Source organism: Streptomyces sp. 5-10, from assembly GCF_014712245.1.
Lineage (GTDB): Bacteria > Actinomycetota > Actinomycetes > Streptomycetales > Streptomycetaceae > Streptomyces > Streptomyces violaceusniger.
The window spans coordinates 1-12919 of sequence record NZ_JACVYG010000051.1 but is presented as its reverse complement, the minus strand read 5'-3'; the positions used below and the strand labels follow the sequence as shown (position 1 = coordinate 12919).

12 protein-coding genes are annotated in these 12919 nt (G+C 72.3%); 8 read left to right on the top strand and 4 right to left on the bottom strand.

All coding sequences use genetic code 11. The features are described from left to right. Window positions 1-24 precede the first annotated feature (24 nt). Complete coding sequence (selD, locus tag IEJ02_RS38035) at window positions 25-1050, top strand: selenide, water dikinase SelD (RefSeq protein ID WP_191068971.1); 1026 nt, start codon at window positions 25-27, stop codon at window positions 1048-1050. 30 nt (window positions 1051-1080) lie between these two features. Here the strand turns inward: selD and fdh are convergent, their stop codons facing one another. Then, on the bottom strand, window positions 1081-4338 hold the full coding sequence (fdh, locus tag IEJ02_RS38030) for a formate dehydrogenase (RefSeq protein WP_223865138.1): 3258 nt from the start codon (window positions 4336-4338) through the stop codon (window positions 1081-1083). 251 nt (window positions 4339-4589) lie between these two features. Further along, window positions 4590-5477: a helix-turn-helix transcriptional regulator gene (locus IEJ02_RS38020; protein WP_191068969.1), complete on the bottom strand. Its 888-nt coding sequence runs from the start codon at window positions 5475-5477 to the stop codon at window positions 4590-4592. Window positions 5478-5727: 250 nt separating this feature from the next. Here IEJ02_RS38020 and IEJ02_RS38015 point away from each other — a divergent pair, with 250 nt between their 5' ends. The 3 genes from IEJ02_RS38015 (at window position 5728) to IEJ02_RS38005 (ending at window position 7713) form a co-directional block, all read left to right on the top strand. Further along, on the top strand, window positions 5728-6744 hold the full coding sequence (locus IEJ02_RS38015) for a zinc-dependent alcohol dehydrogenase family protein (protein WP_191068968.1): 1017 nt from the start codon (window positions 5728-5730) through the stop codon (window positions 6742-6744). 35 nt (window positions 6745-6779) lie between these two features. Beyond that, window positions 6780-7190, top strand: coding sequence for a (R)-mandelonitrile lyase (locus tag IEJ02_RS38010; protein ID WP_191068967.1), 411 nt, complete (start codon window positions 6780-6782; stop codon window positions 7188-7190). 145 nt (window positions 7191-7335) lie between these two features. Next, on the top strand, window positions 7336-7713 hold the full coding sequence (locus IEJ02_RS38005; protein ID WP_191068966.1) for a DUF2255 family protein: 378 nt from the start codon (window positions 7336-7338) through the stop codon (window positions 7711-7713). Between the two features lie 40 nt (window positions 7714-7753). On the opposite strand, the gene IEJ02_RS38000 is transcribed toward IEJ02_RS38005, so the two are convergent. Further along, window positions 7754-8755: a CU044_5270 family protein gene (locus tag IEJ02_RS38000; RefSeq protein WP_191068965.1), complete on the bottom strand. Its 1002-nt coding sequence runs from the start codon at window positions 8753-8755 to the stop codon at window positions 7754-7756. Continuing rightward, window positions 8752-9501: an RNA polymerase sigma factor gene (locus tag IEJ02_RS37995; protein WP_191068964.1), complete on the bottom strand. Its 750-nt coding sequence runs from the start codon at window positions 9499-9501 to the stop codon at window positions 8752-8754. The genes IEJ02_RS38000 and IEJ02_RS37995 overlap by 4 nt, the downstream gene beginning before the upstream one ends. 437 nt (window positions 9502-9938) lie before the next feature. Between IEJ02_RS37995 and IEJ02_RS37990 the strand changes: the two genes are divergently transcribed. The 4 genes from IEJ02_RS37990 to IEJ02_RS37975 all read left to right on the top strand — a co-directional run bounded on the left by IEJ02_RS37990 (window position 9939) and on the right by IEJ02_RS37975 (window position 12881). Further along, window positions 9939-10787, top strand: a complete 849-nt coding sequence (locus IEJ02_RS37990; protein ID WP_191068963.1) for a HipA family kinase — start codon at window positions 9939-9941, stop codon at window positions 10785-10787. After that, window positions 10784-11179 carry a DUF3037 domain-containing protein gene (locus tag IEJ02_RS37985; protein WP_191068962.1) on the top strand — a complete coding sequence of 132 codons (396 nt, stop codon included), beginning with the start codon at window positions 10784-10786 and terminating at the stop codon, window positions 11177-11179. The genes IEJ02_RS37990 and IEJ02_RS37985 overlap by 4 nt, the downstream gene beginning before the upstream one ends. 160 nt (window positions 11180-11339) lie before the next feature. Beyond that, window positions 11340-12101, top strand: a complete 762-nt coding sequence (gene fabG, locus IEJ02_RS37980; protein ID WP_191068961.1) for a 3-oxoacyl-ACP reductase FabG — start codon at window positions 11340-11342, stop codon at window positions 12099-12101. An 18-nt stretch (window positions 12102-12119) separates the two neighbouring features. Then, entirely contained in the window at window positions 12120-12881 is a 762-nt protein-coding gene (locus IEJ02_RS37975; RefSeq protein WP_191068960.1) for an SDR family oxidoreductase, read from the top strand. The last annotated feature ends 38 nt before the right edge of the window (window positions 12882-12919 follow it).

Here is a 12919-nt window from a genome sequence, read left to right as displayed (position 1 = left end):
CCACCATCGACCGAGAGGACCGGCATGACCACGACCCGCGAAACGCCCGTACGGCTCACGCAGTTCGCCCACGGCGGCGGCTGCGCCTGCAAGATTCCGCCCGGTGAGCTGGAGGACGTGCTCAGCGGACTGGCCGGGCCGACGACGGCCGCGAGCGACAGCCCGCTGCTCGTCGGGCTGGCCACCGGGGACGACGCCGCCGTGGTCGCCCTGCCCGCCCCGGCCGGCGGCCCGGCCCGGGCGGTGGTGTCCACCGCGGACTTCTTCACACCCGTCGTGGACGACCCGTACGACTGGGGGCGCATCGCCGCGGCCAACGCCCTGTCGGACGTGTACGCGATGGGCGGCCGCCCGGTGCTCGCCGTCAACCTCCTGGCCTGGCCGCGCGATGTGCTGCCGTTCGACCTGGCCCGCGAGGTGCTGCGCGGCGGGCTCGACATCGCCGCCGAGGCGGGCTGCCACGTGGGCGGTGGCCACAGCGTGGACGATCCCGAGCCCAAGTACGGCATGGCCGTCACCGGCCTCGCCGATCCGGCGCGCCTGCTGCGCAACGACGCCGGCCGGCCGGGCATGCCGCTGTCACTGACCAAGCCCCTCGGGCTGGGGGTGCTGAACAACCGCCACAAGGCCACCGGCGAACGGTTCGAGCAGGCGGTGGCCACGATGGTGGCGCTCAACCGGGACGCGTCGGCCGCGGCCCTGGAGGCCGGTGCCACCTGCGCCACCGACATCACCGGCTTCGGCCTCCTCGGCCATCTGCACAAGCTGGCGCGGGCCTCGGCGGTGACCGCGGTGGTCGACACCGCCGCCGTGCCGTACCTGGACGGCGCGCGGGAGGCGGTCCGGGACGGGTACGTCAGCGGCGGCACCCGGCGGAACCTGGAGTGGGTGGCGCCGTTCACCGACTTCGGGGACACCGACCCCGGGACCAGGCTGCTCCTGGCCGACGCCCAGACCTCCGGTGGGCTGCTCGTGGCGGGGGAGGTGCCCGGAGCGCCGGTGGTGGGAGAACTGGTCCCGAAGGGGGAGCACTCCCTCGTCCTGAGGTGAGACCGCCCTCTGGTGAACCCCGGGGGTGGCTCACAGTTCCGTACCGGTGCGGTCGTCGATGCCCGCCCGCGTCCGGTAGGCCCGCACCAGCTCCACGGCGGCCGGGCCCCTGGGCCGGCGGCCCAGCCGGATGTCGACGGCGAACGCCTTGGTCTCCTGGATGTGGGTGTTGGGGTCGAGGGACATGTGCAGCAACTCGTTGGCCGCGTCCCCCGTGCTGTAGCCGTTCGGCCCCCAGTGGTACGGCAGGCCGACCTGGTGCAGGGTGCGCCCGTGCACGGTCAGGGGCGGTACCCGGTCGGTGACCAGGACCCGCGCCTCGATCACCCCGCGGGCGCTGACGATCGTCGCCCAGCCGGTGTGCTCGAGGCCGCGCTCGGCGGCGAGTTCGGGGGAGACCTCGCAGAAGAACTCGGGCTGGAGCTCCGCCAGGTAGGGCTGCCAGCGGGACATGCCGCCCGCGGTGTGGTGTTCGGTGAGCCGGTAGGTGGTGGCGACGAACGGGAACACCTCCGAGCCGGGTTCGCCGCCGCCGGGCTGGTAGCGGTTGTCCGGGCGTGACGGCATCAGGTGCCGTACCGGGTTGCGCCACTGGCCGTACAGCAGGTTGGGGAAGGGCGAGTCCTGCGGCTCGTAGTGGGTGGGCAAGGGGCCGTCGGTGAGGCCGGACGGCACGTACAGCCACGCCTTTCCGTCGGCCTGCATGATGAACGGGTCGGTGCCCGACAGCGCCGCCCCGGCCGTCGCGTCCGGCGGCGGCCGGTACGAAGGCGCCTTGCCGGGCGGGAAGTCGGGCACGTCATGGCCGGACCACCGGGCCCGCTCCTCGTCCCACCACACCAGGGCCTTGCGTTCGCTCCACGGCCTGCCGTCCGGGTCGGCCGAGGCCCGGTTGTACAGGATGCGGCGGTTGGCGGGCCAGGCCCAGCCCCACTCGGCCGCCACCCAGTTCTGCCGGGTGCCGGGCTCGCGGCGGGCGGCCTGGTTGACGCCGTCGGCGTAGACGCCGCAGTAGATCCAGCAGCCGCAGGACGTGGAGCCGTCCCCGGCCAGCTGCTCGTACGACGAGAGCGGGGCGCCCTCGGCGTCGTGGCCGTTGATCTCGGCGAGGACCGCCTCCGCCTCCGGTTCGGCGTGCTCGCCCCTGGTGGGGTAGTCCCAGGTCAGGTCGAGCACCGGCCGGTCCATCGGATCGGCCGACCCGGCCAGCTTCGCCCGGATCCTGCGGCCCAGGTGGTACATGAACCACAGGTCGCTGCGCGCCTCGCCGGGCGGTTCGACGGCCTGGTGGTGCCACTGCAGCAGCCGCTGGGTGTTGGTGAAGCTGCCGTCCTTCTCGGTGTGCGCGGCGGCCGGCAGGAAGAACACCTCGGTGGCGATGTCCTCGGTGCGCAGCTCGCCGGTCTCGATCTCCGGGCCGTCCTTCCACCAGGTGGCGGACTCGATGAGGGAGAAGTCGCGGACCACCAGCCAGTCCAGGTTGGCCATGCCCAGCCGCTGCATCTTGGTGTTGGCCGAGCCCACGGCGGGGTTCTCGCCCATCAGGAAGTAGCCCTTGCAGACCCCCTCCAGCTGGGCCATGACCGTCTCGTAGGTGGAGTGGGAGCCGGTCAGCCGGGGCAGGTAGTCGAAGCAGAAGTCGTTCTCCGGCCGCGCGGCCTCGCCCCAGTAGGCCTTGAGCAGGCTGACCAGATAGGACCGCATGTTCCCCCAGTAGCCCTTGCGGGCCGCCTCGACCTGGACGAAGGTGTCCAGGTCCTGCCTCTGGTGGGCGTGCGGCATCGGGATGTAGCCGGGCAGCAGGTTGAACAGGGTGGGGATGTCCGTCGAGCCCTGGATGGAGGCGTGTCCCCGCAGGGCGAGGATGCCGCCGCCGGGCCGGCCGATGTTGCCGAGCAGGCTCTGCAGGACGGAGGCCGCGCGGATGTACTGCACGCCCACCGTGTGCTGGGTCCACCCGACCGCGTAGGCGAAGGCGGTGGTGCGGTCGCGTCCGGAGTTCTCCGTGACGAGCTCGCACACCTGGTGGAAGAGGTCCCGCGGGACGCCGCAGATCCGCTCCACCACCTCGGGCGTGTAGCGGGCGTAGTGCCGCTTGAGGACCTGGAAGACGCAGCGCGGATGGCTGAGCGTCTCGTCCCGCTCGGGTTCGCCCTCGCCGACCTCGGCGCCACCGGCGCCGTGCGCCTCACCGCGCGCGGCCTCGGTCACCGTCCGTCCGCGGCCGGTGCGCTTGGCGTACTCCTGGTCGCGCTCACCGGAGGCCGACTGCACCTCCATGCCCTCGTAACTCCAGCTGCCGTTGTCGTAGGCGCGGGTTTCGGGGTCGAGGCCGGAGAAGACGCCGTCGAGGTCCTCGGTGTCGCGGAAGTCCTCGCGCAGCACGACGGGGCCGTTGGTGTACGCCACGACGTAGTCGCGGAAGTACGCGTCGTTCCGCAGGACGTGGTTGATGATCCCGCCGAGGAAGGCGATGTCCGAGCCCGCGCGCAGCGGCACGTGCAGATCGGCCAGCGCGCTGGTGCGGGTGAAGCGCGGGTCGACGTGGATCACCTTCGCGCCACGGGCCTTGGCCTCCATCACCCACTGGAACCCGACCGGATGGCACTCGGCCATGTTCGAGCCCTGGATGACGATGCAGTCGGAGTTCTGGAGGTCCTGCTGGAAGGTGGTCGCGCCGCCGCGGCCGAACGAGGTTCCCAGACCGGGAACGGTGGAGGAGTGTCAAACCCGCGCCTGGTTCTCGATCTGCACGGCTCCCAGGGCGGTGAACAGCTTCTTGATCAGGTAGTTCTCTTCGTTGTCGAGCGTGGCCCCGCCCAGGCTGGCGAAGCCGAGCGTGCGCCGGGTGCGGGTCTCGTCGACCTCCCACTGCCAGCCCGCCCGGCGCGCCTCGAGCACCCGGTCGGCGATCATGTCCATGGCCGTGTCGAGGTCCAGGCGCTCCCACGCGGTGCCGTGCGGGCGCCGGTAGAGCACGTGGTGCTCGCGGGCGCCGCCGGTGGTGAGCTGGAGGCTGGCCGAGCCCTTGGGGCACAGCCGGCCGCGGGAGACGGGGGAGTCGGGGTCGCCCTCGATCTGGGTGACGCGGTCGTCCTCGACGTACACGTTCTGGCCGCAGCCCACCGCGCAGTACGGGCAGACGGACTTCACCACCCGGTCCGCCGAGGCGGTCCGGGCGGTGGGCCGCGCACCGGCGCTCGTGGCGGCGGCCCCGCGGCCCAGCGGGTCCGTCCCCGTGAGCTGGCGGTAGACCGGCCAGGAGGCGATCCATGTGCGTACGCCCATGCCGTCTGCCCTTCCCTTCCGATCGTGCTCGGTGCCCTGCCGGGTACCCCGTTTCCCTCTCCTCAGTCGCGTCGCGGCAGGTGTGAGGCGCGGCTGCCCGGGCACTCCGACCGGCGGTGTGTCCGCTCGCGGACCGTTCGGTCTGCCCGTAATGTCCGCTTGGCCTCGGTCTGAAATGGTACGACGGGAGTGATCGGATGGCTATCGGGGACTACCCGATGGTGGCGCGGTGACCCGGTGAGGCGGTGGCTTCAGCCCATGGGGTGCCGGGCCGGCGGGCTGACGTCTTCGGTGGCGGCCCAGGAGGCGAGGAGGCGCAGTCCCTCTTCCGAGGGGGAGCCGGGTTCGGCGGTGTAGATGGTCATGTGGAGCCCGGGCTCGGCGGCCAGGTCCAGGGCCTCGTAGGCGAGGGTGAGGTCGCCGACCGCGGGGTGGCGGAACCGCTTGGTGCCGGTCCCGTGGCGTCGCACGTCGTGGGCGCCCCAGCGGGTGCGGAAGTCCTCGCTGCGGGTGGACAGCTCCCCGACGAGGTCCTGCAGATCCTTGTCGTGGGCGTCACGGCCGGCCTCGCGGCGCAGGATGGCCACCGCCATGTCCCCGAACAGCTCCCAGTCGGGGTAGAACCGGCGGGAGGCCGGGTCGAGGAAGTTGAAGCGGGCCAGGTTCCGCTGGTTGTCCGCGTTGGCGAAGAGATCGGTGTAGAAGGCGCGGGCGAGGGGGTTGGCGGCCAGGATGTCCATCCGGCCGTTGGTCACGACCGCGGGCCCCGCCGTGATCGCGTCCAGGGTCCATTGCAGGCTGCGGTGCAAGGTCGACTGCCGGGTGGTGCGGCGCCGGGGGCGGGTGAGGGCGTCGGAGCCGTCGGCGGCCTGGGCCAGGTGCAGGAGATGGGCGCGTTCGGCGTCGTCCAGCTGCAGCGCGCGGGCGACGGCTTCGAGGACGGCCGGGGAGACGCCGGCGAGGTTGCCGCGCTCCAGTTTCGCGTAGTACTCGACGCTCATGTCGGCCAGCGCGGCGACCTCGCTCCTGCGCAGCCCCGGCACGCGCCGCCGGGACCCGGCGGGCAGGCCGGCCCGCTCCGGGGTGATCTTCGCTCGCCGCGAGGTCAGGAACTCGCGGGCCTCCTCACGGTGGTCCATGCCTCCGACCGTACGACGCGCACGCCACCGGAGCGATGTACCAGCAGTACACCCCTCACTGGTGACTCGTTGCCCGCGCGAGATGGGGTTCTCCTGGGGGACGTGGCGCTCGACGCCGGCCCGTGGGAGCGGGCAGGCACGGCGCTCGGTCCCGGGCCGCGGCTTCGTCGCCGCGCCGGGACCGCCATCACACAGCGGCGTCCGGTGCACCCCGGTACCGGAGGCCTCAGCAGGCAAGGAGCCTCATTTCATGCGTGGAGCAGTGATTCACGCCCCCGGCGACATGCGTTTCGAGACCGTGGACGACGCGAAGATCCTCAAGCCGACCGACGCGGTCATCCGCACCGCCGTCACCTGCGTGTGCGGATCGGACCTGTGGCCGTATCGCGGCGCGGAGCCGACCGAGCAGGCGCATCCCATGGGGCACGAGTACGTCGGCTTCGTGGAAGAGGTAGGAGCCGAGGTCACCGCGGTCGAGCCGGGCCAGTTCGTCGTCGGTTCGTTCGCCACCTCGGACAACACCTGCGCGAACTGCCGCAACGGCTTCCCGTCGAGCTGTCTGAACCGTGAGTTCATGAGCACCTGCCAGGCCGAGTACGTACGCATCCCCAACGCCCAGGGCACCCTGGTCGCCACCGACGGGACGCCCGACGAGAAGTTCTGGCCCGGCCTGCTGGCCGTCTCCGACGTCATGGGCACCGGCTGGTGGGCCGCCGAGGCCGCCGAGGTCAGGCCCGGCTCCACCGCCGTCGTCGTCGGCGACGGCGCGGTCGGCCTGTGCGCGGTGATCGCGGCCAAGGAGATGGGCGCGGAGCGGATCATCGTCATGTCCCGCCACGAGCCCCGGCAGAAGCTCGCCCGCGAGTTCGGCGCCACCGACATCGTCACGGAGCGCGGCGAGGAGGGCGTGGCCCGGATCAAGGAGCTGACGAACGGGATCGGCGCGGACTCGGTCCTGGAGTGCGTGGGCACCGCCCAGGCCATGCGGCAGGCGCTGCACTCGGCCCGGCCCGGCGGCGGCGTCGGCTTCGTCGGCGTCCCGCACGAGGTGGCCGTCGACGGCCGGGAGCTGTTCTTCTCCCACGTCGGCCTGCGCGGCGGGCCCGCCCCCGTGCGCCGGTACCTGCCCGACCTGATCGAGCGCGTGCTGACCGGACGGATCGACCCGGGCAAGGTCTTCGACCTCACCCTGCCCCTGGACCAGGTCGCCGAGGGCTACCGGGCCATGGACGAACGCCGCGCCATCAAGACCCTCCTCAAGCCCTGACGCGAGCCCGACACCTACCGGAGAAGGAAACGACCGTGCAGATCACCCGAAGTTCGATCAACACCGTCAAGGGGCCCGCCGACTGGTTCACCGGCGAGGTCTACATCGACGCCGTCGCCGCGGCCCCTGCCCCGTCCCGGGTCAGCGCCGCCCTGGTGCACTTCATGCCCGGGGCCCGCACCCACTGGCACCGCCATCCGCTGGGCCAGACCGTCTTCGTCACCGAGGGGATCGGCCTGTGCCAGCGCCGCGGTGGACCCATCGAGGTCATCCGCCCCGGCGACCGCGTCCTGTTCGAGGCCGACGAGGAGCACTGGCACGGCGCCGCGCCGAACCGGCTGATGGTCCACCTGGCCATCAACGAAGCCGATGCCGACCACGACGTCGTGCACTGGCTGACCCCCGTCACGGACGACGAGTACGCCGCCGCTCCGCCCACGGACTGACACCGGCCCCGACCTCGCCCGAAGGCCCTCGCCACCCTCGCCGCCGCGCCCCCGCCGCCGCGCGGAACGCCGCCGCCTCCCGTAACTTCATGGGAGTGGTGTCGGAGCAGAGCCTGTACACACCCCCACAGGAAGGAGAGCGCCCATGGCCACCTGGAGTCCTGAGGCGCTGGAGCGGATCGCCGACGCCGACGAGCTGCGCATCGCGCCCCGCCGCGGCGACGGAACGCTGCGCGAGCCGACCACCATCTGGGTCGTACGCGACGGCGACGACCTGTACATCCGCTCCTGGCGCGGCACGGCCGGCACCTGGTGGAACACCGCCCGCACCCACCGGGCCGGGCACATCAGCGCCGGCGGGGTAGAAGCCGATGTCACCTTCACCCCCGTGGACGACGCGGCGGTCAACGACCGCGTGGACGGCGCCTACCGGGTCAAGTACGGCCGCTACAGCGGTTACGTCGAGCCCATGGTCGCCGAGCAGGCCCGCGCCACCACGCTCCGCCTGACCGCCCGGTCCTGAACCCGTGCCCGGCCCGCCCGGGGCCGAGCCGCTACGCCCCTCAGCCGCCCGGTGTCTGACCGACCTCGTCCACGACTCCGACGCCGAGCAGGGCCACCTCGTCCGAGCCCAGGTAGTGGAGGGACTTCTTGTCGAAGACCCATGTGTCGCGGTCGTCCCGGTCCTCGAAGCTCAGGCCGATGCCGGGGCGGCCCGCGAAGTCCTTGGCGTTCTCGACCACCGAGACGCCCGGGATCTTCGCCGCGGCTCGGTAGAGCGCGGCGTTCACCTCGGGCAGGAGCGTCGCGTCGGCGAGCATCTCACCGATCCGCTCCAGCGCCTGACCCCGGTTGACCGAGCCCTCGTCCCCCGTATCGGCGTAGACCTTCTTGAGCAGCGCTTCGGGGTCGGTGGGCAGTGCCTCCAGCTCGCGGTACGTGGTGACGTTCGGATCGGCGGAGAGCGTCATGTCCTCCGGGGTGCCCTTGGGGGCGTCATGCCCCGGCAGGGGCGGACCCGACAGCCTGGTGATCCGGGCCAGCCCTGGGCGCTTGCCGTTGACGGCGGTCCAGTCCGAGCGGCGGAAGGTCTGGGTCCCGCCGTCCGCTCCGGCGCCCTCGATCTCCTGGGAGCCCTGGGTGCTGACGCAGACGTACTGGTCGTCGCGGACGGGCACGGGCTTCTTCTCGGCGGCGACCGTGGCAATGCGGTTCAGAAGGTCGACCGCCTCTCGATCGGGAGCGGGAGGCTCGGATCCGGCGGTGCCGATGACGATCGCGGCGGTGACCGCTGTGGCCGTGGCGAGGGGCACGGCGATCAGGGCGAACCGGCGACGGGGGGCGGGCCCGCGCGCCCCGGGCGCCGTGGCCGCCTCGCGGGTCCGCCGTGCGTCCCGTGCTTCCAGCGCGTCCCGTGCTTCCAGTGCGTCCCGTACTTCCCGTGCTTCCTGGGTGAACTCTCGCATCAGATGCTCCTGCAGCAGGTCATGGCGGTCGTTCCGCAGGATCGGTTCACCCGGGCTCGGCAGCAGCCTGGCCAGTGCTTCGCGCTCTTCGGGGTTCATCGGTGCTTCTCCTGTGTCGACCGGGCCGCTTGGGGGCGGCCACCCGGTACCTGTCCGGTGCGAGGGACGAGTCTCGGCTTTTCCGGATTGAGTGGGATCCCCGCCGGTCCGGGGGCACCTGGGCCGCCCCGGCCGCCGGGTGGCCGCCCGCCGGTCGCGCGCCGGGCCAACTCCGCCTCCGCCAAGCGCCGCAGGCGCTGCCTGGCCCGGGCGAGCCGCGACCGTACAGTGCTGGCCGGTACGCCCAGGGCCTCGCCCGCCGCCGCGTAACTCAGCCCCGACCAGACGCACAGCGCGAACACCTCCCGCTCGGACCTGCGGAGCCGGCCGAGCGCGGTGCGGGCGGCGGCGAGCCGGTCGGCGGTCTCCATGCGGCCGACGAGTTCATCCGCGAAGTCGGGCACGGTCTCGTGGACGGCCGGGCGGTCCGGGAGCCGGGCGAGTGCGGCGCTGTGGCGGCGAGCGGCCCGGCGGGTGTTGCGCAGGACGTTGCCGGCGATGCCGTAGAGCCAGGGCCGCAGCCCGTCGCCCTCGGCCTCTCCTTCGAGGGGTGCGGCATCGGGTCTCAGCTTCTCCCGCAGCCGCCATGCCTCCAGGAAGGTCAGGGACACCACGTCCTCCGCTGCGCCCCGGTCTCCGGTCAGCCGGGCGGCGTGGCTGTACACGGCTCGGGCATGCGCGCCGAACAGCTCGGCGAACGCCGCCGGGTCACCGGCCCGTATCCGGTCACGTAGGGAAAGTTCCACGACACGGCCCTGTCCGCTCGGCGCCCCTCGTCCCAGTGACGGCGATCACACCACACGCCTTGGGCTTCTGGGGCGGGCCGGGGTTCACTCCTGGGCCTGCTGGGAGTGTGTGGGCAGGAGCCCGACGAGCAGCAAGGTCAGGACGTACAGGCTGGTTAGAACGGCCAGCCGAGCTCGCGCCCCTCGATCAGCGGGTGATCAGCAAGAGCAGCCGGCGGCGGCCGATCGGATCGCCGAGTCGGCCCGCCGGAGCGGCGCGGCTCCGACGTGTTCCCGGCCTTCATGACGAACCCCACGTGACGGGCCCCTGGGCCCGCGAGCGGGCCCAGGGGCGGCGGTCCACCGGGATGCGCCGCGCCTTCGGGCGCTCGACGTCGCCCGGCCCGGCCCGTTCACCAGCAGGATTGCAAGGTCAGTAAGTCCGATAGCCTGAGAAAATGTTGACCGAAGTCACCGCGATCCGCTATGTCACGCCCTTGCGTGAGGGCGGATCGCTGCCGGGCATCGTCGAGGCCGACGATCTGGGCACCTACGTCATGAAGTTCACCGGCGCCGGGCAGGGCCGCAAGACCCTCGTCGCCGAGGTCGTCTGCGGTCAGCTGGGCCGCCGGCTGGGGCTGCGGGTGCCGGATCTGGTGCGGATCCAGCTGGACCCGGTGATCGGTCTGAGCGAACCGGACCAGGAGGTGCAGGAGCTGCTCAAGGCCAGTGGCGGGCTCAACCTCGGCATGGACTACCTCCCCGGGTCGCTCGGCTTCGACCCGCTCGCCTTCGAGGTGGGCGCGGAGGAGGCCGGGCGGGTCGTGTGGTTCGACGCGCTCATCGGCAATGTGGACCGCTCCTGGCGCAACCCCAACATGCTGGTCTGGCACGGACAGTTGTGGCTCATCGACCACGGCGCCACGATGATCTGGCACCACGGCTGGCGCGGGCTGGACAAGGCCGCCACCAAGGCGTACGACGCCTCCGACCACGTCCTCGCGCCGTTCGCGCCGGACATCGCCGCGGCCGGCCGGGCCCTGGCGCCGCGGATCACCGAGGAGCTGCTCACCGAGGTGGTGGCGGACGTCCCCGACGAATGGCTGACCGACGAGCCGGGCTTCGACGGCCCGGACGCGGTGCGCCGCGCCTATGTCGAGGTGCTGCTGGAGCGGGCGGCCACGGTGGAGCAGAGGATCACGCTCGGGGAGCGCACCGGTGAGGGGCCGTCCAAGGCCCCGTCCAAGGCCCCGTCCAAGGCCCCGGAGTGGCTGCGGGTGTGGGTCGACGGAAAGGCGTCGCAGTGAGCGGGTTCCACAACGGCCGGGATGTCTTCGAATACGCCGTGCTGCGGGTCGTCCCCCGGGTCGAGCGGGGCGAGCAGATCAACGCGGGCGTGGTCGTCTACTGCCGCGCCACGTCCTTCGTGGCGGCCCGGGTCCATCTGGACGAGGACCGGCTGCGCGCCCTGGACCCTGAAGCGGACGTGCCCGCGGTACGGGCCGCGCTGCGCGCGGTGGAGTGCGTCTGCGGCGGGGGGGAGCGGGCCGGTCAGGCGGCCGGGGAGGACGCGGGGAGGCGCTTCCGCTGGCTCGTGGCGCCGCGCTCCACGGTCGTCCAGCCGGGGCCGGTGCACACGGGGCTGACGGCGGACGCGGAGGCGGAGGTCGAGCGGTTGCTCGACCTGCTGGTGCGATGACGCATCCGGCTCACAGCACGCGGAGGTGAGCGAGTACATAAGGGCGGTCGTTGACAGGCGGTGGCGGGCCTCATAGCGTCTCGTGCGCAGGAGAGACTAAGCGGTTGCTCACTCCCGGGGCCGGGACCGTGAGCCGCCATCGATGCGAGGGAGAACCCGCATGTCCACCACCGAGCAGCGCGTTGCCATCGTGACCGGCGCGGCCCGCGGCATCGGCGCGGCGACCGCCGTGCGCCTGGCCGAGGAGGGCCGCGTCGTCGCCGTGCTCGACCTCGACGAGGGGGCCTGTGCGGCCACCGTGGAGAAGATCACCGAGGCGGGCGGCAAGGCCATCGCCGTGGGCTGCGATGTGTCGGACGCCGAACAGGTCGAGGCCGCCGTCGCGCGCGTCGCCGAGGAGCTCGGCGCGCCGACGATCCTGGTCAACAACGCGGGTGTGCTCCGCGACAACCTGCTGTTCAAGATGAGCGAGTCCGACTGGGACACCGTGCTGAACGTGCATCTGCGCGGCGCGTTCCTGATGTCGCGCGCCTGCCAGAAGCACATGGTGGACGCGGGCTTCGGCCGGATCGTCAACCTCTCCAGCAGCTCGGCGCTGGGCAACCGCGGCCAGGTCAACTACTCCGCGGCCAAGGCCGGCATGCAGGGCTTCACCAAGACCCTCGCCATCGAGCTCGGCAAGTTCGGGGTCACCGCCAACGCCGTGGCGCCCGGCTTCATCGCCACCGACATGACCGCCGCGACCGCCGAGCGCGTCGGCATGGGCTTCGAGGACTTCCAGAAGGCGGCCGCGAGCCAGATCCCGGTCCAGCGCGTCGGGGAGCCCGCCGACATCGCCAACGCGATCGCCTTCTTCACCGGCGAGGCGGCCGGTTTCGTCTCCGGCCAGGTCCTGTACGTGGCCGGCGGCCCGCTCAACTGATCAGGAGTCACGCACCACATGACCGCGCAGATACAGGACAGCGGCAAGGCCGCGCTCATCACCGGGGCGAGCCGGGGGATCGGCTACGCCATCGCCGAGGCGATGGTGGCCCGTGGCGACAAGGTGTGCATCACCGGGCGCAACGAGGACGCGCTCAAGGAGGCCGTGGAGCGGCTCGGGGCCGACCGCGCGGTCTACGTCGCCGGGAAGGCCCATGACCAGGCGCACCAGGCGGCCGCCGTCGAGCGGGCGATGGAGGCGTTCGGACGCGTCGACCACCTGGTGAACAACGCCGGCACCAACCCGGTCTACTCGCCCATCGCCGATCTCGACCTCGATGTGATCCGCAAGGTCTTCGAGACCAATGTCGTCTCGGCGCTGGGCTTCGCCCAGCGGACCTGGAAGGCCTGGCAGCGGGAGAACGGCGGCACGATCGTCAACATCGCCTCGCTCGCCGGAATGTCGTCCTCGCCGTTCATCGCGGCGTACGGCGTCAGCAAGGCCGCCATGATCAACCTCACGGTGCAGCTCGCCCAGGAGTTCGCCCCGCGGGTGCGGGTCAACGCCATATCGCCGGCGGTGGTGAAGACCAAGTTCGCCACCGCCCTGTACGAGGGACGGGAGGAGGAGGCCGCCGCGGCCTATCCGCTGAAGCGGCTCGGCGTGCCGGAGGACATCGGGGGCGCGGCCGCGTTCCTCACCTCCGACCAGTCGGCGTGGGTCACCGGCCAGACGCTGGTGGTGGACGGCGGCATCCTCCTGGGCGCCGGGCTCGGCTAGACCGGCGCCCGGTCCGGCCCCGCGCCGCCCCGGTCCGG